This window comes from Kribbella polygonati (assembly GCF_050320105.1).
Classification (GTDB): Bacteria; Actinomycetota; Actinomycetes; order Propionibacteriales; family Kribbellaceae; genus Kribbella.
Genome location: NZ_CP190129.1, coordinates 8,717,825 through 8,737,199, shown reverse-complemented (window position 1 = coordinate 8,737,199; position 19,375 = coordinate 8,717,825). Strand labels below are relative to the sequence as shown.

The 19,375-nt window shown below is 70.4% G+C and carries 15 protein-coding genes; 4 read left to right on the top strand and 11 right to left on the bottom strand.

Going from position 1 to position 19,375, the window contains the following annotated elements; all coding sequences use genetic code 11:
* Positions 1-122: 122 nt before the first annotated feature.
* Together tyrS and ACQHIV_RS42090 are read right to left on the bottom strand one after the other, a co-directional pair.
* The gene (gene tyrS, locus ACQHIV_RS42095; protein WP_427890371.1) at positions 123-1,415 is read right to left on the bottom strand and encodes a tyrosine--tRNA ligase; all 1,293 of its coding nucleotides are present in this window, start codon (positions 1,413-1,415) and stop codon (positions 123-125) included.
* A gap of 60 nt (positions 1,416-1,475) precedes the next feature.
* A complete protein-coding gene (locus ACQHIV_RS42090; RefSeq protein ID WP_427890370.1) occupies positions 1,476-2,513 on the bottom strand; it encodes an App1 family protein in 1,038 nt (345 codons plus the stop codon).
* 109 nt (positions 2,514-2,622) lie between these two features.
* Here ACQHIV_RS42090 and ACQHIV_RS42085 point away from each other — a divergent pair, with 109 nt between their 5' ends.
* Positions 2,623-3,570, top strand: a complete 948-nt coding sequence (locus ACQHIV_RS42085) for an LLM class flavin-dependent oxidoreductase (RefSeq protein ID WP_427890368.1) — start codon at positions 2,623-2,625, stop codon at positions 3,568-3,570.
* Here the strand turns inward: ACQHIV_RS42085 and ACQHIV_RS42080 are convergent.
* The 8 genes from ACQHIV_RS42080 to argC are packed head-to-tail and all read right to left on the bottom strand — an operon-like array spanning position 3,567 to position 11,406.
* Positions 3,567-4,238 carry a DNA-3-methyladenine glycosylase gene (locus ACQHIV_RS42080; RefSeq protein ID WP_427890366.1) on the bottom strand — a complete coding sequence of 224 codons (672 nt, stop codon included), beginning with the start codon at positions 4,236-4,238 and terminating at the stop codon, positions 3,567-3,569. The two genes, ACQHIV_RS42085 and ACQHIV_RS42080, sit on opposite strands and share 4 nt — an antisense overlap.
* A gap of 10 nt (positions 4,239-4,248) precedes the next feature.
* Positions 4,249-5,664 carry an argininosuccinate lyase gene (argH, locus tag ACQHIV_RS42075; protein ID WP_427890364.1) on the bottom strand — a complete coding sequence of 472 codons (1,416 nt, stop codon included), beginning with the start codon at positions 5,662-5,664 and terminating at the stop codon, positions 4,249-4,251.
* Positions 5,665-5,675: 11 nt separating this feature from the next.
* On the bottom strand, positions 5,676-6,188 hold the full coding sequence (locus ACQHIV_RS42070; protein WP_427890362.1) for an arginine repressor: 513 nt from the start codon (positions 6,186-6,188) through the stop codon (positions 5,676-5,678).
* Complete coding sequence (gene argF, locus ACQHIV_RS42065; protein WP_427890361.1) at positions 6,185-7,117, bottom strand: ornithine carbamoyltransferase; 933 nt, start codon at positions 7,115-7,117, stop codon at positions 6,185-6,187. The genes ACQHIV_RS42070 and argF overlap by 4 nt, the downstream gene beginning before the upstream one ends.
* Positions 7,117-8,316 (bottom strand): acetylornithine transaminase, encoded by a 1,200-nt coding sequence (locus tag ACQHIV_RS42060; RefSeq protein WP_427890359.1) that lies wholly within the window; start codon positions 8,314-8,316, stop codon positions 7,117-7,119. Before ACQHIV_RS42060 ends, argF begins: the two co-directional genes overlap by 1 nt.
* Positions 8,313-9,179, bottom strand: a complete 867-nt coding sequence (argB, locus tag ACQHIV_RS42055; protein ID WP_427890357.1) for an acetylglutamate kinase — start codon at positions 9,177-9,179, stop codon at positions 8,313-8,315. The genes ACQHIV_RS42060 and argB overlap by 4 nt, the downstream gene beginning before the upstream one ends.
* Positions 9,179-10,381 carry a bifunctional glutamate N-acetyltransferase/amino-acid acetyltransferase ArgJ gene (gene argJ / locus ACQHIV_RS42050; protein ID WP_427890355.1) on the bottom strand — a complete coding sequence of 401 codons (1,203 nt, stop codon included), beginning with the start codon at positions 10,379-10,381 and terminating at the stop codon, positions 9,179-9,181. The genes argB and argJ overlap by 1 nt, the downstream gene beginning before the upstream one ends.
* Positions 10,378-11,406, bottom strand: a complete 1,029-nt coding sequence (gene argC / locus ACQHIV_RS42045) for an N-acetyl-gamma-glutamyl-phosphate reductase (RefSeq protein WP_427890353.1) — start codon at positions 11,404-11,406, stop codon at positions 10,378-10,380. Before argC ends, argJ begins: the two co-directional genes overlap by 4 nt.
* Before the next feature lie 119 nt (positions 11,407-11,525).
* Here argC and ACQHIV_RS42040 point away from each other — a divergent pair, with 119 nt between their 5' ends.
* The 3 genes from ACQHIV_RS42040 to ACQHIV_RS42030 are packed head-to-tail and all read left to right on the top strand — an operon-like array spanning position 11,526 to position 13,552.
* Positions 11,526-12,119 (top strand): carboxymuconolactone decarboxylase family protein, encoded by a 594-nt coding sequence (locus ACQHIV_RS42040; protein ID WP_427890351.1) that lies wholly within the window; start codon positions 11,526-11,528, stop codon positions 12,117-12,119.
* Entirely contained in the window at positions 12,116-13,000 is an 885-nt protein-coding gene (locus ACQHIV_RS42035; RefSeq protein WP_427890349.1) for an RNA polymerase sigma-70 factor, read from the top strand. The genes ACQHIV_RS42040 and ACQHIV_RS42035 overlap by 4 nt, the downstream gene beginning before the upstream one ends.
* Before the next feature lie 33 nt (positions 13,001-13,033).
* Positions 13,034-13,552 carry a GNAT family N-acetyltransferase gene (locus ACQHIV_RS42030; protein WP_427890347.1) on the top strand — a complete coding sequence of 173 codons (519 nt, stop codon included), beginning with the start codon at positions 13,034-13,036 and terminating at the stop codon, positions 13,550-13,552.
* 76 nt (positions 13,553-13,628) lie between these two features.
* On the opposite strand, the gene ACQHIV_RS42025 is transcribed toward ACQHIV_RS42030, so the two are convergent.
* Entirely contained in the window at positions 13,629-19,346 is a 5,718-nt protein-coding gene (locus tag ACQHIV_RS42025; protein WP_427890345.1) for an Ig-like domain-containing protein, read from the bottom strand.
* Between the last annotated feature and the right edge of the window lie 29 nt (positions 19,347-19,375).

Genomic DNA, 19,375 nt, shown 5'->3' with positions numbered 1-19,375 from the left:
GTGGATCGCAGGTGGCCGGTCAAATCGGCCCCCGGTGCGCTGAATCACAGCCTTGCAATTTGCCTTCGGCAGCCCGGATGTGGGAGTAGAGCGCCACCCCCACGTCCGAGCGACACCGTGCCTCAGCCCTGTGCCGGCGAGGCCAGAACCCCTGCAAAAGAACGCTTCCCGCGCCGCAGCACCAGCACGCCCCCCGGCAGCAGGTCGTCCGCGGCCGGCACGTACTCCGCGTCCTTCACCTTCTCGTTGTTCAGGTACGCCCCACCCTCGGCCACCGTCCGCCGGGCCGCCGACTTGCTCGCGACCAGCCCGGACTTCACCAGGAGATCGCCGTACGTCGGCATCTGTTCACCCGCGCCCAGCTCCACATGCGGAGCCTCGCGTAGCGCGGCGACAAGCGTGGCGCCGTCGAGAGAGCCCAGCTCCCCCTGGCCGAACAGCGCCTTCGAGGCTTCCTGCACGCTCCGGGTCTCGTCGGCTCCGTGCACCAACGTCGTCACGTCCTCAGCCAGCACGCGTTGCGCCTCCCGCGCCTGTGGACGTTCCGCGGTCGCCTGCTCCAGTGCGGCGATCTCTTCCGGCGTACGGAAGGTGTAGTACCGCACCAGCTGCATCACGTCACGGTCGTCGCTGTTGAACCAGAACTGGTAGAACGCGTACGGCGTCGTCAGCTCCCGGTCCAGCCACACCGTCCCGGACTCTGTCTTCCCGAACTTGGTCCCGTCCGCCTTGGTGACCAGCGGCGTCGCCAACGCGTGTGCCTTGCCCTGGTCCGTACGGCGAATGAGCTCCACGCCGGCCGTCAGGTTCCCCCACTGGTCGCTGCCACCGGTCTGCAGCGTGCAGTTGTGCCGCCGGTACAGCTCAAGGAAGTCCAGCGACTGCAGTAGGACGTAGCTGAACTCCGTGTAGCTGATCCCCTGCTCCAGCCGCGCCTTCACCACCTCACGGCCGAGCATGCGGTTCACCGGGAAGTGCTTCCCGATGTCCCGCAGGAAGTCGAGGGTGTTGAGGTCCTTGGTCCAGTCGTAGTTGTTGACCATCCGCGCCGGGTTCGGCAGCGACTGGTCGAAGTCGATGAACTTCTCCACCTGCCCGCGCACCCGCTCGACCCACTCGTGGACGAGGTCCTTGGGGTTCAGCACCCGCTCGGACGTCTCCTTGGGGTCGCCGATCAACCCGGTGGCGCCACCAACGAGCCCGATCGGGTTGTGGCCGGCGAGCTGGAGCCTGCGCAGTGTCAGCAGCTGCAGCAGGTTCCCCATGTGCAGGCTGGGCGCGGTGGGGTCGAAACCGACATACGAGGTGATCGGCCCCGCCGCCATCGAGGCCCGTAGGGCGTCCGGATCGGTCGAGTGGGCGATCAGGCCACGGCTCTCCAGGTCGTCAAGTACCTGAGTGCGGCGTTCGGTCACTAGTTCTCTCCTCGAGTACGTCGGTCCCCACTAGTGTCCTGTACGGCGAGAACCGCCCGCTCAGGTGGTCTCCGGACGCGTGAGCACCGAACGAAGCTGTGGGCGAAGCGCATGCCCGTCCGGCCCCTGCACCGTGACCGCCGTCGGCCGGTGCGGGTCGTGGGCTCCAGGGTCCGCGTTCGGCACGGGCAGACCGTGCGACAGCACCTGCTCGGCCGGTGTCAGCTGGCGGATGCCAATAGCGAGCACGTGGTCCGGGTGCGTCTGTGCGAAGTCGCCGTACAGCTGGGGGTCGTGCTGGCCGTCGTCACCGACCAGCACCCACCGCACCTTCGGGAACTCCCGTGCCAGCCGGCGTAGGGCGGTCCGCTTGTGCTCCTGGCCGCTTCGGAACCAGCCCGTGTTCGTAGGTCCCCAGTCCGTCATCAGCAACGGCCCCGGTGGGTACCCGTGGCGCGCGAAGAAGCGGGTCAGCGTCGGGGCCGTGTTCCACGCACCCGTCGATAGGTAGAACATCGGCGCACCCGGGTGGTCGGCCAGCAGTTCGTCGTACAGGCCTGCCATCCCCGGTACGACGCGGCGCGCCTGCTCGTCGCGGACGAACGTGTTCCAGGCCGCGATCATCGGCCGCGGCAGCATCGTCAGGATCACCGTGTCGTCGATGTCGCTGACCAGACCGAACGTCGCGTCCGGATCCGGTACGAAGATCCGCGCCCGGGCCTGCCGGTCGCCGTGCACACCCAGCACGATCTCGTGCCAGCCAGGCGGCAGCACCACCGGGACCGTCAGGTCGATGAACCCGCCCCGGTCGGTGACCGTCTCGAACGTCTGCCCGTCGACCGTCACCGTGACCGGCACCTTCGTGGCCGGCGCGGTCACGAACGCGCGCCACCCGCGCACCACCTGGTCCTCGTCGTACCTCGGCTGGTTGCGCGGGTCCCGGCCGAGCACCACGCGCGCCAGCACGCGGACGAACTCGGTGTTGCCGTACCCGACCTGCGGGATGATCCGCTCCTGCCAGCCGCGCCGCCGCAACACCACCTGCACCCCGGCGTTGAACCAGTCCTCGAGACGGGATGCGTAGTGCGGACGGGCCATACCAGAAACCTACCCGGAGCACGGGCCGCTAGTCGTCCTCCCCCGCGGGCCGTGGACACCTTTGACCTGGCGTTCACAAACTGTCGGCACGACCACCTACCGTCTTCCCATGACCGCCATCGGAATGTGCTTCCCGCGGACCTATCCGGCCGCGCTCGTGACCGACGTCGCCCGTCGCCTGGACCACGGTGGGGCGGACGAGCTGTGGATCATCGAGGACTGCTTCTTCACCGCCGGCCCGTCGCTGGTGTCGGCCGCGCTGACGTCGACCGAGCGGCTCACCGTCGGGCTCGGGATCGTGCCGGGCGTGGTGCGGACGGCGGCCGTGACCGCGATGGAGTTCGCGACGCTGGAGGCGCTCGGGCCGGGGCGGTTCCTGCCGGGTATCGGTCATGGCGTGCAGTCCTGGATGGGGCAGATGGGGGTGCGGCCGAAGTCGCCGCTGACGGCGCTCGAGGAGGTGACGACGAGCGTCAGCCGGTTGCTGCGTGGCGAGGAGGTCAGCTTCGTGGGCAAGGAGGTGTACCTCGACAAGGTGCAGCTCGACGCGCCACCGGCCGTGGTGCCGCCGATCCTGCTCGGGGTGCAGGGACCGAAGTCGATGGCGCTCGCGGGGCGGGTCGCGGACGGCGTCGTACTCGCGGAGCCCGCGTCCGCCGCGTACGTGCGGCAGTCGGTGGAGTACGCCGGGTCGCCCGAGGGGTTCGTGGTGGCGACGTTCACGGCGATGTGCGTGCGGGACGACCGGAAGGCGGCGTACGAGTGGACCGCGCCGTGGCTCGGGTGGCGGATCGCGGACAAGGCGCCGCAGCTGACCGCGTTGCCGTTCTTCGACGAGCTGCGGACGTTGTACGAGGCGGGCGGCGAGGCCGCGCTGGTCGGGATGCCGCAGGACTGGTGGACGGCGATCGGGGCGATCGGGACCGTGGAGGACGCGGCCGCGCATCTCGACGGGCTGGAGGCGGCCGGGGTGGACCACGTCGGGCTGTTCCCGGATCCGGAGGTGGAGCACGGGTTGCCGCAGCTGGAGTACGTGCTGGAGCTGGCTGGACGTTAGGGGCGCTTCTTGGGGACGTGCGGGCGGTACGGCGAGACCGTGGGGTCGTTGGGGATCCAGAAGCGCCACGGGCGGTCGGCGGCGTCACGGAGGCCCACGCGGGGGCCGGTTGACGGTACGCCGTCGTAGCCCGGGCCGTCGACGAGCTGGATGGGGGCGTTCTTCGCGAGCAGGTCGGTGCCGTTGCCGTCGCGTCCGATGCCTAGGGCAACGCAGAGGCGAGCGGGGCCGCGGGCCAGGTCGCGGTCGGGGTTCGGCTTGGCGACCTTGGTGACCGGGCCTTTGCGTACGGCGGCCTGGTTGAAGGCGACATGCTGCTCGACCGGGTGGCCGCGGCGGGCGCGGGCGAGGTCGAGGCCCTCCACGACCTCGCCGGCGCGGAGGAGTACGGCGGAGGGTTTGCCGTCGGCGCCGGCGACGACGTTCATGCAGAAGTGCATGCCGTACGTGAAATACACGTACAGGTGGCCGGGCGGGCCGAACATCACCTCGGTGCGGGCGGTGCGGCCGCGGTAGGCGTGGGACCCGGGGTCGTTGGATCCGTCGTACGCCTCTACCTCGGTGAGGCGGACGGCGACTGTCCCGTCCGGGGTGGTGCTGCGCAGCACCATCCCCAGAAGCTTCGGCGCCACTTCCAACACCGGCCCAGCCAGAACAGAACGCCGCATGCGCAGCACCTTAAGCCAGGCGGGTGGCGTGGTTCGTGAGGCGGGTGTGGAGTTCGGTTAGTTGGGCTTCTACCTGGGGTTGGGCGGTGCCGCCTCGGGTGTTGCGGGAGGCGAGGGAGCCCTGGACCGTCAAGACCGTGCGGACTTCGGGGGTGAGGTGAGGGGAGATCGCGGCGAGGTCTTCGTCCGTGAGATCCCAGAGTTCGATGCCGCGTTTTTCGCACGCCTGGACGCATGCGCCGGCCAGTTCGTGGGCGACGCGGAACGGGACCTGCTGGCGGACCAGCCACTCGGCGATGTCGGTTGCCAGTGAGAAGCCTTGCGGAGCCAGCTCCTCAAGGCGGGCGGTGTTGAAGCGGAGGGTGCGGATCATCCCGGTGAACGCGGGCAGCAGCACCTCCAACGTGTCGATGGAGTCGAAGACCGGCTCCTTGTCCTCCTGCAGGTCGCGGTTGTACGCGAGCGGCTGCGCCTTCAGCGTCGCGAGCAACCCGCTCAGGTTGCCGATCAGCCGGCCCGCCTTGCCGCGGGCGAGCTCGGCGATGTCCGGGTTCTTCTTCTGCGGCATGATGCTCGACCCGGTCGAGAACGCGTCGTCCAGCTCGACGAACCCGAACTCCTTCGTCGCCCAGATGATGATCTCCTCGGCCTGCCGCGACAGGTCGATACCGATCTGCGCCAGCACGAACGCGAACTCCGCGACGAAGTCCCGCGCCGACGTACCGTCGATCGAGTTCGCCGAGGAGTTCGTGAACCCGAGCTCGACCGCGACGAACACCGGATCCAGCCCCAGCGAGCTCCCCGCCAGAGCACCCGAGCCGTACGGCGAGTCCGCCGCCACCCGCGCGTCCCAGTCGGCCAGCCTGTCGAGGTCCCGGAGCAACGGCCAGGCGTGCGCGAGCAGGTGGTGCGACAGCAGGACGGGCTGCGCGTGCTGCAGGTGGGTACGGCCCGGCATCGCCACCCCGAGGTGCTGCGAAGCCTGGTCCGCCAGCACGTTGATCTGCTCGATCACCAGCCGCCCGATGATCCGCGCGTGCTCGCGCAGATAGGCCTTGTAGAGCGTCGCGACCTGGTCATTGCGGGACCGGCCCGCGCGCAGCCGGCCACCGAGCTCCGGCCCAAGACGGTCCAGCAACCCATGCTCCAGCGCCGTATGCACGTCTTCATCAGCCTCAGCAGGCAGGAAGCGGCCGGCGAGCACATCAGCCAGCAGCTCGTCGAGCCCCGCCAGCATCGCAGTCAGGTCGCCGTCGGACAGCAGCCCCGCACGGTGCAACACCTTGGCGTGCGCCTTGGACCCCGCGATGTCGTACGGCGCCAACCGCCAGTCGAACTGCGTCGACTTGCTCAACGCCGCCAACGCATCCGCCGGACCGCCTGCGAACCGGCCACCCCACAGGGCGGCGTTCTCTGCACTACTCACAACAACTTCCTCTACTTCGGTTCGGAGCGGGCGGCTAGGGACAAGAAGCGGGTGGCGAGGGACTCGCCGCCGGTGGGGTTGCGGGAGACGACCATGACGGTGTCGTCGCCGGCGATGGTGCCGAGGACGTCGTCCAGGCCTACGTGGTCGATCGCCGAGGCGAAGTACTGGGCGGCTCCCGGTGGGGTTCGGAGGATGACCAGGTTGGCGCTGCCCTCGGCGGAGACCAGGAGCTCCGACGCGACCCGGGCCAGCCGGGCCTCGAAGGCGGCCGCCTCGCCGGCCCGCGGCGTACGGTCGCCGCCTTCCCCCGGTACGGCGTACACGAGCTGGCCGGTGGTGTCGCGGACCTTGACCGCGCCGATCTCCACCAGGTCCCGGGACAGCGTCGCCTGCCCGACCACCAGGCCGGACGCGGCGAGCAGGTCGGCCAGTTCGGTCTGCGAGCGGACCGGCTGCCGCCCGAGCAGATCGACGATCCGCTGCTGCCGCGCGGTCTTGGTGGTCGGTACGGCGACGCTCATCCCTGAAAGCTCCTTGCCAGCAGCCACGACAGCAGCGCCTTCTGCGCGTGCAGCCGGTTCTCGGCCTCGTCCCAGACGACCGACTGCGGTCCGTCGATCACGGCCGCGTCGATCTCCTTGCCACGATAGGCGGGCAGGCAGTGCAGCACGATCGCGTCCGGCTTCGCCTTGGCGAGCAGTTGCTCGGTCACGGCGTACGGCACGAACGGCGCCTCACGCTCTGCCGCCTCGGCCTCCTGCCCCATCGACACCCACGTGTCGGTGGCCAGTACGTCGGCACCGTCGACGGCCTCGGCCGCGTCCGCGGTCCAGGCCACTGATCCGCCGGTCGTGGCGGCGATCTCCGCGGCCCGGGCGAGGATCGCCGGGTCGGGCTGGTACTCGGCGGGCGAGCCGACCACGACGTGCATGCCCGCCGTCGCGCCGCCGAGCAGGTACGAGTGCGCCATGTTGTTCGCGCCGTCGCCCAGGTACACGAGCTTGAGGCCGGCCGTCGCGCCCTTGTGCTGGCGGACGGTCTGCAGGTCCGCGAGGATCTGGCATGGATGGAACTCGTCGGTCAGCGCGTTCACGACCGGCACCGACGACGCGGCCGCCATCTCCTCGATCCGGGTCTGCGCGAACGTCCGCCAGACGATCGCCGCGACCTGCCGGTCGAGTACCCGCGCGGTGTCCGCGATCGGCTCGCCGCGGCCGAGCTGGGACGTCTGCGCGTCGATGATCAGCGGCGACCCGCCGAGCTCCGCGATCCCGACCGCGAACGAGATCCGGGTCCGGGTCGACGTCTTGTCGAAGATCACCGCCACGGTCTTCGGGCCGGTCAGGGGCTGGTGGGAGAGGCGGTCCTGAGCCAGCTGGGCGGCCAAGGTGAGGACCTCGTCCTGCTCGACCGGCGACAGGTCGTCGTCCCGCAAGAAGTGCCGCACCATCAGATCTCCACCTTGTCGAGCAGCCCTGGTAGGGCTGCGACGAAACTGTCCGCATCAGCCTTGCTGAGGATGTACGGCGGCGCCAGCCGCAACGCGTCCGGGATCGGGTTGTTCACCACGAACCCCGACTCCAGCGCGAGCGCCGCCAGCTGGTCCGACACCGGCTTCGCGAGCTGGATCGCGAGCAGCAGCCCACGCCCGCGGACGCCCTCGATCAGCGGGTGGTCGAGCGCGGTCACCGCCGACACGAGGTGGTTGCCGATGGCATTCACCTGGTCGAGCAGGCCGTCCCGCTCGATCACGGTCAGCACCGCGAGCCCGGCGATCGCCGCGACCGGGTTGCCGCCGAACGTCGTCCCGTGGTTCCCCGGCTGCAGCAGGTCGGCGGCGGCGCCGAGCCCGACACAGGCGCCGATCGGGATGCCGGCGCCCAGGCCCTTCGCGACGGTCACCAGGTCCGGCGTGATCCCGTCCCTTTCGAAGGCGAACCAGTCGCCCGTCCGCCCGATGCCGGTCTGGATCTCGTCGATCCACAGCAGCGCGCCGTGCTCGGACGTGATCCGCCGCGCCGCCCGCAGGTACCCGTCCGGCGGTACGACGACGCCGTTCTCGCCCTGGATCGGCTCGAGCACCACGGCCGCCGTCTCGTCGTCGACCGCGGCGGCCAGCGCCTCGGCGTCGCCGTACGGCACGAACTCCACGTCGCCCGGGAGCGGCGCGAACGCTTCGCGGTAGGCCGGCTTCCAGGTCACGGCGAGCGCGCCCATCGACCGGCCGTGGAACGCGCCGATCGTCGAGACGATCTTGGTCCGGCCGGTCCGCCGGGTGATCTTGAACGCGGCCTCGTTCGCCTCGGTGCCGGAGTTCGTGAAGAACACCTTGCCCGGGACGTCGAAGAGGCCGAGGAGTTTCTCGGCCAGCGCGATCTGCGGCGCGGAGGCGAAGAAGTTCGAGACGTGGCCGAGCGTGGCGAGCTGCGAGGTGACGGCAGACACCACGAACGGATGCGCGTGGCCGAGGCAGTTCACCGCGAGCCCGCCGAGCAGGTCGAGGTACTTGGTGCCGTCGGCGTCCCACAGGTACGCGCCCTCGCCGCGGACCAGCACGCGCTTCGGCGCCCCGAAGGTGTTCATCAGCGCGCCCGAGTAGCGCGCGGTGAGCGCGGCCTGGGTACCGTCGACGGTCAGCAGTTCGGTCATGAGGGGATCACCTGGGTTCCACTTCCGGCGTCGGTGAAGATCTCCAGCAGCAGCGAGTGCGGCACCCGGCCGTCGATCACGGTCGCTCGGGAGACGCCGGACTCGACCGCGCGCAGGCAGGCCTCCATCTTCGGGACCATGCCGGACGCGAGCGTGGGCAGCAGTTCGGCGAGTTCGTCGGTGTCGATCTGGGTGACGATCTCGTCGCTGTCCGGCCAGTTGCGGTACAGCCCGGCGACATCGGTGAGTACGACGAGCTTCTCGGCCCCGAGCGCCGACGCGAGCGCGGCCGCCGCGGTGTCGGCGTTCACGTTGTGCGCCTGGCCGTCCTCGTCCGGGGCGATCGTCGACACCACCGGGATCCGGCCCGCGTCGATCAGGTCGATCACCGCCTCCGGCCGGACCTCGACGACGTCGCCGACCAGTCCGATGTCGACCTGCTCGCCGTCGACCAGCGCCGTCCGGCGTTCGGCGGTGAACAGGCCCGCGTCCTCGCCGGACATCCCGACCGCGAACGGGCCGTGCGCGTTCAGCAGCCCGACCAGCTCCCGGCCGACCTTGCCGACCAGCACCATGCCGACGACGTCCATCGCCTCGGGCGTGGTGACCCGGAGCCCGCCGCGGAACTCGCTGTCGATGCCGAGCCGGCCGAGCATGTCGCTGATCTGCGGCCCGCCGCCGTGCACCACGACGACTCGGACCCCGGCGTACCGGAGGAACACGATGTCCTCGGCGAACGCGCGCTTGAGCTTCTCGTCGATCATGGCGTTGCCGCCGTACTTGACCACCACGGTCTTGCCGTGGAACTGCTTCAGCCAGGGCAGCGCCTCGGTGAGGACCGCGGCCTTCTCGACGGCATCCATCATGACGAGTACGCCGAGTTCTCTTCGACGTACGCGTGCGAGAGGTCCGTGGTGAGGACTGTCGCGGAGGCCGGCCCCGCGTGCAGGTCGATCACCACGTCGATCTCGAGACCACTCAGGTCCGCCTCGGAGCGGTCGACGCCCTTGCCGCCGGCCACACAGATCGCCGCGCCGTTCAGGGTGATGTCGAGCAGCGCCGGGTCGAACGCGGTGGGCGCGTTGCCGACCGCCATCGCGATCCGGCCCCAGTTCGGGTCGGAGGCGAAGAACGCGGTCTTGCACAGGTTGTCCTCGGCAACGATCTTCGCGGCGGCCAGCGCCTCCGCCTCGGACGCCGCGCCCTGGACGGTGATGCTCACGTGCTTGGTGACGCCCTCCGCGTCCGCCTGCAACTGCTTCACCAGGTCAGCAGCCAGTGCGGTCAGCGCGGCCTCGAAGGCCTCGGGCGTCACGGTCACTCCGGAGGCGCCGGAGCTGAGCAGCAGCACGGTGTCGTTGGTCGACGTACCGCCGTCGACGTCGAGCCGGTTGAACGTCTTGCCGACCGCGTTCCGGAGCGCGTGGTCGAGGTGCGGCTGGTCGAGTACGGCGTCGGTGGTGAGGACGCTCAGCATCGTCGCCATGTTCGGCGCGCACATCCCGGCGCCCTTCGCGAAGCCGCCGATACTCCACCCGTCCGGGTGCTTCAACGCGGCCTGCTTCGGCACGTTGTCGGTCGTCATCACCGCGGTCGCCGCCGCCAACCCGGCCGCCGCATCACCTGCGAGAGCCGCGACAGCTTGATCAATCCCCGGAATCAACACATCCATAGGGAGTCGCTCACCGATCAACCCGGTAGAACATACGCCGATCTGCGCAGCGCCGACGCCGAGTACGGCAGCCAGCTTCTCAGCAGTCTTGTGCGTGTCCTGAAAACCCTCAGGCCCGGTGCACGCGTTCGCACCACCGGAGTTGAGCACGACAGCCTTCAACGTGCCCGCGGTGAGCACCTGCTGCGACCACAGCACCGGCGCGGCCTTCACCTTGTTCGTGGTGAAGACGCCGGCGGCGACATCGTGCGGGCCGTCGTTGACGACGACGGTGAGGTCCGGCGTACCGGCTGGTTTGATCCCGGCGATCACTCCGGCCGCGCGGAAACCCGCCGGCGCGGTGACCCCGGCGCTCCGATCGACGTGAGTGGCGGGTGTGACGGCGACGGTCACGGGGCTACTCCTACGAGGGGCAGGGCCAGGGTCTCGTCGAGACCGGTGGCCAGGTTCATGCACTGCACGGCGGCGCCGGCGGTGCCCTTGGTGAGGTTGTCCATCGCGGCCACGACGACGGCGCGGCCGGTGCGCTGGTCCAGGGCGACTTGCAACTGCACGGTGTTCGCCCCGAGGGTGGCCTGCGTCTGCGGCCACTGTCCCTCGGGAAGCAGGTGGATGAACGGCTCGTCGCCGTACGCGTCCTCGTACGCCTGCCGGAGCTGGCCCAGGTCGGTGCCGGGCGTGACCGGCGCACTGCAGGTCGCGAGGATGCCCCGCGCCATCGGCACCAGCACGGGCGTGAACGAGACGCTCACCCGATCGGCGTACGGCGAGAGGTTCTGCTCGATCTCGGGCGTATGACGGTGCACGCCGCCGACGCCGTACGCCGACGCGGATCCCATCACCTCCGCGCCGAGCAGATGCGCCTTCGGAGCCTTGCCCGCGCCCGACGTACCGCTGACCGCGACGACCACGAGCTGCCCCGCGTCGACGAGCCCGGTCCGTACGGCAGGCAGCAGGGCGAGCGTGGAGACGGTGGGATAACAACCCGGTACGGCGACTCGGTTCGACCCGCGGAGCTTGTCCCGTTGACCCGGGAGCTCCGGGAGTCCGTACGGCCACGAGCCGGCATGCTCGCCGCCGTAGAACTCGATCCACGCCTCGGCCTCGAGCAGCCGGAAGTCCGCGCCGCAGTCGATCACGGTGACGTCATCCCCGAGTTGCTCGGCGATTCCGGCGGACTGTCCGTGCGGCAGGGCCAGGAACACCACGTCGTGACCGGCGAGGTTGTCCGCCGTGGTCTCGACCAGGATGCGCCCGGCCAGCGGCACGAGGTGCGGGTGGTGCACGCCGAGCGCCGTACCGGCGTTCCCGCCGGCGGTCAGCGCGCCGATCTCCACGTCCGGGTGGCCGCTCAGCAGCCGGAGCAGCTCGCCCCCCGCATATCCGCTGGCACCGGCCACCGCCACCTTCACGCTCATGTGAATGAGTATGCCATGATCCGGAAGAATATCCAACGGCGGGTGAGTTGTGACCCGGCTCATGTCACAGCCTTCCACAGTCGCGTGTCCGTAAGGGGGACGACGAACTGGAGGATGAGATGGCGCGGATCGGGATGGTGCACCAGCGGACGTGGTTCGTGCGGCTGGCCGAATGGGGCAGCCGGCGGAAGTACGGGGAGGTGCTGGATCCGGGGACAGCGGCGCTGCACAACCGGCGAGTGCTGACCACGATGCTGATGATGGAGGGCTCCGCGGCCCGGTGGAACACGCTGGACCCGGGGCTGAAGGCGCTCGCGGTGATGGTGACGTCGGCACGGATCGGGTGCAGCTGGTGCATGGACTTCGGGTACTGGGAGTTCCATCACCAGGGTGTCGACCAGGCGAAGCTGCGGGATGTGCCAGGGTGGCGGGACAGCGACGTCTACTCGGATCTGGAGCGCGCGGTGATGGACTACGCCGAAGCGATGACGGCGACCCCGCCGGAGGTCACCGACGAGCAGGTCGAGCGGTTGCGCGCCGACCTCACCGACGAACAGCTGGTCGAGCTCACGGCGATCGTCTCGCTGGAGAACTACCGGTCCCGGACGAACGCCGCGCTCGGTCTCACCAGCCAGGGCTTCAAAGAAACCTGCGAAACCCGCCCCCTCGCTTCGCTCGGCGGCGGGAAGGAAAGACTGAGGTCGGTGCGGTGACGGACGAGCAGCTCGCGGCCGAGTTCGCCGAGCACCGCCAGGTGCTGGTCGGGGCGGCGTACCGGGTGGTCGGGAGTGTCAGCGACGCGGAGGATGTGGTCCAGGAGGCTTGGTTGCGCTGGTCCGCCGTCGACCACGACGAGGTCCGCGACCCACGGGCGTACCTGATCCGGATCACCACCCGGCTCGCGCTGAACAAGCTCCGCGAGCAGAAGGCCCGGCGGGAGCAGTACGTCGGCCCGTGGCTGCCCGAGCCGCTCGCGGCCGACGACGACGATCCCGCCGCCGCGGTCGAACTGGCGGACTCGGTCAGCATGGCGATGCTCGTCGTACTCGAGACGCTGTCCCCCCTCGAGCGCGCCACGTTCGTCCTGCGCGAGGTCTTCGACCTGCCGTACGACGAGATCGCGGACACGCTCGGGCGGTCCGAGTCAGCCGTCCGGCAGCTGGCCCATCGGGCCCGCGCGCACGTGCACGCCCGGCAGCCGCGGCACCGCGTCGACAAGGCCCGGCACGACGAGCTGACGATGCGGTTCATGCAGGCCGCCGGGTCCGGCGACTTCGACGAGGTGGTCGCGCTGCTGGCGCCGGACGCCGTACTGATCAGCGACGGCGGCGGCAAGAAGCGGGCCGCGCTGCGGCCGATCGAGGGCGCGGAGAAGATCGCCCGCTGGCTGTTCGCGGTGCTCGCGGACAACCCGGGGTTCGAGATCCGGATGGCGACGCTGAACGACGAGCTCGCGTACGTCGCCTACTTCGACGACCAGCCTGACACCGTCACGTTCATGACCAGCGCGGACGGCCGGATCACCGAGCTGTACCTGATCCGGAACCCGGACAAACTGGGGACCGTACCGCTGCTGCACACCCTGGAGCCGTAAGCTATCTGCAACTCAGTCGCAGATGGAGGTGCGGTGAAGTACCTGGAGGCAGAACCGGACGAGGCACTCGATCCGGGGTTGCGGGCGGATCTGCTGGACACGTGGGTGGCGGCGACGAACGCGGGCGGTGCGGTGGGGTACACGGCGCCCGCGCCGATCGACGAGATCGCGCAGAACCTGGACGGCGCGCTCGGCCGGGTCGCGGCCGGGCTGGACGTGCTCGGGGTGTTGCACAACGGCGAGCGGTACGTCGGGATGGGCATGCTGGTGACCCGCGGCAGCGCGCTGGAGCCGCACTGGCGGACGGTGTTGCGGGTGATGGTGCACCCGGACTGCCAGGGCCAGGGCGCCGGGCGGTTGCTGATGGAGGGTTTGCGCGGCTCGGCGAACGACCTCGGGCTGGAGCAGTTGCAGCTGACGGTCCGCGGCGGCCTCGGGCTGGAGAACTTCTACGGGCCGCTCGGGTACCGGGTCGTCGGCACGCATCCGCGGGCGATCCGCGTCGCGTCCGACGACTACCGCGACGAGATCATGCTGGTGATGGACCTGTAGGCCATCACAATCGGCCGCTCCTGGCCGGCTCAGGCGGGCGAAGGCGCGGCGTGCCCGATTGTGATGGCCTGGCGGTTCACCTCCGGGTGCGGGCCAGGACGACGAGGGTGGCGCCGAGGGCGGCGAGGAGGACGCCGAGGGTGAGGATGACGGCGGGCGGGCCGCCGGTCGGGGGCAGTTCGGCGCGGTCGGAGCGCAGCGGCTGGTCGACCGGCTCGGCGCCGACGGTGACCTTCACCGGCGCGGCGGTCGTGCCGTCGGTCTCGTAGGTCATCTTCGCGGTGCCGGTGAACGCGGCCACCGGCTTGAGCGTGACCGTGCCGTCGGTGCCGACCGACCAGGTGCCCGCGTCGTTCGTGACGTTCTTCGAGCAGGTACCGGTCGGCGTCCGCAGGCACACCGAGCTCGGCCGGATCGTGCCGCTGTCGTTCAGCAACGGGTTCACGGTGACCGGGTTGCCCGGCGTACCGGTCGCCGCGTCCGGCGCCGCCTTCGCGAGCAGCGGTCCGGCGACCGTCACGTCCAGCAGCGCGGTGTCCGACGTGTCGTTCGCATCGGTGACCCGGTAGACCAGCGCCCGGGTCGTGCCGACGAAGCCCTTCACCGGCGTGTACGTGACCGCGCCGCCGTCGCCCACCACGAAGGTGCCTTCGCGCGGCACTGTCACGGCCTTCTTCTCCTTGCCGTCCGCGGGATCCCGCAGTACGACGGAGTCCTGGCGCAGCGGCGCTGACAGGTCGCCGGGCTTGTCGTTGCCGAGCACGTTCACGACCACCGCCGTACCGAACGCCGTCTCGGCGCTGTCGTCGACGACCACCGGGCGGACCGGCAGGACCGTGACGGTGATGGTGGAGCGGGCCGCGTTCTGGTCGGTGTCCTTGACCTCGTACGCGGCCGGCTGCGCCGTGCCGGAGAACGTCGGCTCCGGGCTGAACGTGACCTTGCCGTTCGCGACGACGTACGACCCCTGGCCGGCCACCGTCACCTGGTCGACGAGCGAGCCGTCCGAGCCGACGAGCAGCAGCGAGTCCGGGTCGAGCTTCGCGCCCGGGCCGGGCCGGTCGTTCGCGAGCGGGTCGACCGTCAGCGCGACATGCTGCTTGGTACGCGCCACGTCCGGCATCGCGATCGGCCGGGCGTCGACGGTGACTGTCAGCGTGCCGGAGCCGGCCGTTCCGTTGCGGTCGGCAACCTGGTAGCCGACCGGGACCGCGACTCCGGCATACCCGTCGAGCGGCGCGAACCGGATCGCGCCGGACGGCTGCACGGTGAAGGTCCCCTCCCCCGGTACGACGAGCGCCGGCAGCGGAGCGCCGGTCACCGGGTCGATCAGCCGGAGGCCGCCCGGGACGAGCGGTGCGCTCGGGTCACCCGGCACGTCGTTCGCCAGGACGTCGACGGTGATCGCGGTCTCGTACGGCGTGGTCGCGAGGTCGTCCTTGATCACCGGCACGACCGGAGCGACCGTCACGGTGACCGTGGCGCTCGCGAGGTTCCCGGTCGTGTCCTTGACCCGGTACGCGACCGACACGACCCCGCGGTACGCCGGCTCCGGGTCGAAGGTGACCTTGCCGGCCTTCACCGTGAACACGCCCTGGCCGGGGATCGCCACCTTCGTCCCCCACGCGGCGCCGTACAGCTGGAGCGACGCCGGGTCGAGCTGTGCGCCGGTGCCGGGCTTGTCGTTGGCGAGCGGGTCGACGGTCACTGTCACGTTCTGCTTGGTGCCGACCGGGTCCGGCGCCGCCTTCGGGCCTTGGCCGACCGTCACCAGCAGCAGACCCTCGGCGGTCGTCCCGTTCGCATCCGCGATCCGGTATGTGGTCGGCGTGGTCACGCCGTGGAACCCGTCCGTCGGCGTGAACTTGACCGCGCCGTAGACGTCCACGGCGTACGTTCCCTCGCCTGTGCGGGTCAGCGTCTTGCCGTACTGACCGGAGGGGTTCTTCAGTACGACGCTGCCCGCCTTGAGCGGGGCCGACGGGTCGCCGGGCTTGTCGTTCGCGAGCACGTTCACCGTGACGGCCCGCCCGTACGGCGTGATCGCGGAGTCGTCGACGGCTACTGGGGTGACCGGCGTGACGGTCATGCTCAACGTCGAGGCGGCGTAGTTCCCGTCGGAGTCGGCGACCCGATACCGCACCGGCAGCGCCTTGCCGTGGAACGCGGGCAGCGGGTCGAACTCGATCGCACCACTCGGCTGCACCGTGTACGTGCCCTGCCCGGCAACAGTTACCTGCTTGGCCGATCCGTTCAGGCCGACCGAGCCGTGGTCGAGCGTCGCGTCGGTGCCCGGGCGGTCGTTGGAGAGCACGTTCACCGTCACGGTCACGTTCTGCAGCGTGGAGGCGGTGTCGGCGATCGCGACCGGCGGCTGCCCGACGGTGACGGTCAACCGGGCGGACGCCTTCGTCCCGTTCGTGTCGGCCACCTGGTACGTCAGCGGCGTACCAGGACCGCGGAACGTCGCGCTCGGGTCGAACCGCACCGCTCCCCCGACGGCCGTGTACTCGCCCTCGTTCGGGATCCGCACCGCCTCCTTCGCCCGCCCGTCGGCCGGGTCGACGAGCTGCAGGCTGCCCGGTACCAGCGGCGCGGTCGGATCGCCCGGCTTGTCGTTGGCGAGCACGCTGACCGTGACCCGCTTGCCGTACGGCGTCCGCGCGGCATCGTCGCGTGCGACCGGGGTGACCGGCGCGATCGTGACCGTGATCGTCGAGCGCGCGGTCTGCCCGAACTCATCGGAGACCCGGTACGTCACCTTCGCCCCCGCACCGGTGAAGGCCGGCAGCGGATCGACCGTGACCGTGCCGTCCGGGTTGACCTGGTACGTCGCCTGGCCCGGGATCTTCACCAACTTCTCGAGCGAACCGTCCGCCGGATCCACCAGCGTGAGGCTGTGCGGGTCGAGGACCGTGCCGACACCCGGCAGGTCGTTGGCCAGCGGGCTCAGGCGCAGCGGAACGTTCTGCTTACCGGTCGCGGTGTCCGGTTCGGCGGTCGGCGGGGCCGGCTTCGCGACGGTGACGGTCAGCGTCGCGGTGGTCGTCGTACCGTTCACGTCGGCGACCCGGTACGTGACCGGGGTCGTGGCGCCGGTGAACTTCGGCGCCGGGGTGACCTCGATCGTGCCGTCCGCCGTCGTCGTGTACTTCGCCTGCCCCGGCACCACGAGCGTCGCCGTCGGCAGCTTCGTGGCCGGATCGATCAGCCGCACGGTGCTCGGCACCAGCGGTACGGACGGGTCGCCGGCGTCGTCGTTCGCGAGCACCGGCACGGTGACCCGGGTGCCGTACGCCGTACCCGCGGTGTCGTCGGACGCGTCCGGCTGGACCTTGGTGACGCGGACCGTCAGCGTCGACCGCCCGACCGCACCGTTGCTGTCGGCAACCTGATAGCCGACCGGGGTCGCGGTGCCGTTGAACGACGGGAGCGGGTCGAACAGCACCTTGCCGTCGGCCTTCACGACGTACTTGCCCTGGCCGGGGACGACGAGCGACTGGACCGGCTGGGTCGCCGTCAGCAGGCGGACCGTGCCGGGCATCAGGACCGCACCGGTCGGACCGGGTTCGTCGTTGTCGAGCACGGGTACGACGACGGTCCGGCCTTGGAGCGTGGTGATCGTGTCCGGGTTCGCGACCGGCGGGCCGGGAGCGGCGACGGAGACGGTGAGCGTGGCGCGGGCCGCCGTACCGTTCTTGTCGAGGACTTGGTAGGTGATCGGCGTACCGACGCCGGTGAAGCCGTGGACCGGGTCGAACGTGACCTTGCCGTCGGCCACCAGGTACGTGCCCTGGCCGGGGATCGTCACCTTGTCGACGAGCTGTTTGCTCGCCGGGTCGACGAGCCGCAGCGTGGTCGGCACCAGCGGTGCGTCCGGCGAGCCGGGCAGGTCGTTGTCGAGCACCGGTACGACGACGGCGGTGTCGAACGCGGTCGAGACCGAGTCGCCGTTCGCAGTCGGCGTCACCGGGGTGACCGTGACGGTCAGCGTCGACTCGGCCGTCTGCTTCGTGGTGTCGCTGACCCGGTACCCGATCGACGTACCGACGCCGGTGAACCGCGGCTTCGGGACGAAGTCCACGCCGCCGTCCGGCTTTACGACGTACGTGCCCTCGCCCGGGATCACGACCTGCTTCTTGAACGTGGCGTCAGCGGGATCCCGCAGTACGACGGAACCCGGGACGAGCTGGACACCCGCGGCCGCGTGGTCGTTGGCGAGCGGCTTCACCGAGACGCTGATGTTCTGGGCCGTGGTCGCGGTGTCCGGCATGGCGACCGGGTGGTCGGGCAGCGAGACGGTCACGGTGAGCGTCGCGGTCGCCGTCGTACCGTTGCTGTCGGCAACGCGGTACATCACCGGCTTGGCCGGACCGGCGAAACCGGGCACGGGCTCGACGCGGACCGTGCCGTCGGCGTTGGCGACGTACTTCGCCTGGCCGACCACGTTCACCATCTGATGGCATTGCCGGCCGTCGACGATGCACAGCGTCGACGGTACGAGCTGCGCGGCCGGATCGCCGGGCTTGTCGTTCGCCAGCACCTTGACCACGACCGCGGCGCCGAACCCGGTCGTCGCGGTGTCGTCGGTCAGCACCGGCGGAGGCGGCGGCGTGATCGCGAACGGGTAGTCCTCGACCTCACCGGCGTCGGCCGCACCGGTCGGCTTCTCCACCTGCGCCCCGGTGTAGCCGACCCGCACCCGCGCGTACGACGTACCCGCCTTCGGGGCGATCTCGGACCAGCGCAGCGTGACCGTCGACTGCTGCGCGGCGAACGCGGCACACGCCCGCTCGCCCTGGTCGAAGACCCCGTTGCCGTTGAAGTCGATCCACCCGCACGCCCGCCCGGCCTTCGACGCACCGGTGAGGTGCAGGTCGGCAGAGTACGACGTACGCCCGGTGTGCAGTGGCTTGAAGGCGACACCATCGCCGGGCCGCGGCGTGATCGGGCCTGCTGTGCCGTTCGGGATGTCGGAGTTGTCCTCGGGGGCGTCTGCGCCGAGGCGTACGTCGCTCAGCACCGACCAGGCCGAGCCGTACGTCGCGGGCGCGTGGCTGAAATTCTCGGGTGCGGTGGCGACGATCGAGAACGCGTCGCCGGACGAGCCGTTGTTCAGCGCGGGCAGCTTCGGGTGCTTGGTGAACACCGCCGACACGGTGAAGCTGACCTTGGTGACAACGCCGTTCACGCGGACCGAGCCGCACGCGGCGGTCGCGGAGGTGTCGAGGCCGGACGGCGACTTGGTGTTCACGCAGTTCGGGCCGGTGTCGTGGTTCGCGGCGGTGATCGTGTCGCTGGTGACCGCGAGGTTGTTGCCGGCGCCGAGCTTCGTCAGGCTGAGGCCGGCGGTGCCGAGCTTGAGGATCGCGTGCAGCTCGGACTGCGCGACGGTCCGGCCGCTGACCGTGCGGGTGACCGATCCGCCGAGGCCGCCGAGGTGCAGGACCGGGTTGCGGACCGGCTGCGAGAACGCGATCGTCACCATGCCGCGGTCGCCACAGCCGCCGGTGGACGCGCAGTCACCGGTGTTCACCACCACGTCCTGCGCGGGCGTGCCGGTCGCGATCGCCGGCTGGTACGTGGCCGCACCGCGGAAGCCGGCGGTCGTCGGGTCGCCGAGCTCAGTCTGCCCGCTGACCGTGATCGTCTGCCGCAGGCCGGAGCCCGGCATCACGGTGGTCGCTCCGGCGCTGAACGGCGTGGCCGGGACCTCGTACGCGTTCGCGCTCAGAGTGCCGAGGCTCAGCAGGCCGGTGACAAGAAGAATGGCCCCCGGTCGGGTTGCCCGCATGTGTCCAGCCCTCCCGAGCAATCACGATC

Bases quoted from the DNA above. Each gene is read 5' to 3' on its own strand.
- ACQHIV_RS42070 (WP_427890362.1), bottom strand. From the start codon at position 6,188: ATGAGCGTCGCCGTACCGACCACCAAGACCGCGCGGCAGCAGCGGATC.
- argC (WP_427890353.1), bottom strand. From the start codon at position 11,406: ATGAGCGTGAAGGTGGCGGTGGCCGGTGCCAGCGGATATGCGGGGGGC.
- ACQHIV_RS42090 (WP_427890370.1), bottom strand. From the start codon at position 2,513: ATGGCCCGTCCGCACTACGCATCCCGTCTCGAGGACTGGTTCAACGCC.
- ACQHIV_RS42085 (WP_427890368.1), top strand. From the start codon at position 2,623: ATGACCGCCATCGGAATGTGCTTCCCGCGGACCTATCCGGCCGCGCTC.
- ACQHIV_RS42040 (WP_427890351.1), top strand. From the start codon at position 11,526: ATGGCGCGGATCGGGATGGTGCACCAGCGGACGTGGTTCGTGCGGCTG.
- argF (WP_427890361.1), bottom strand. From the start codon at position 7,117: ATGGTGCGGCACTTCTTGCGGGACGACGACCTGTCGCCGGTCGAGCAG.
- ACQHIV_RS42060 (WP_427890359.1), bottom strand. From the start codon at position 8,316: ATGACCGAACTGCTGACCGTCGACGGTACCCAGGCCGCGCTCACCGCG.
- ACQHIV_RS42025 (WP_427890345.1), bottom strand. From the start codon at position 19,346: ATGCGGGCAACCCGACCGGGGGCCATTCTTCTTGTCACCGGCCTGCTG.
- ACQHIV_RS42080 (WP_427890366.1), bottom strand. From the start codon at position 4,238: ATGCGGCGTTCTGTTCTGGCTGGGCCGGTGTTGGAAGTGGCGCCGAAG.
- argB (WP_427890357.1), bottom strand. From the start codon at position 9,179: ATGGATGCCGTCGAGAAGGCCGCGGTCCTCACCGAGGCGCTGCCCTGG.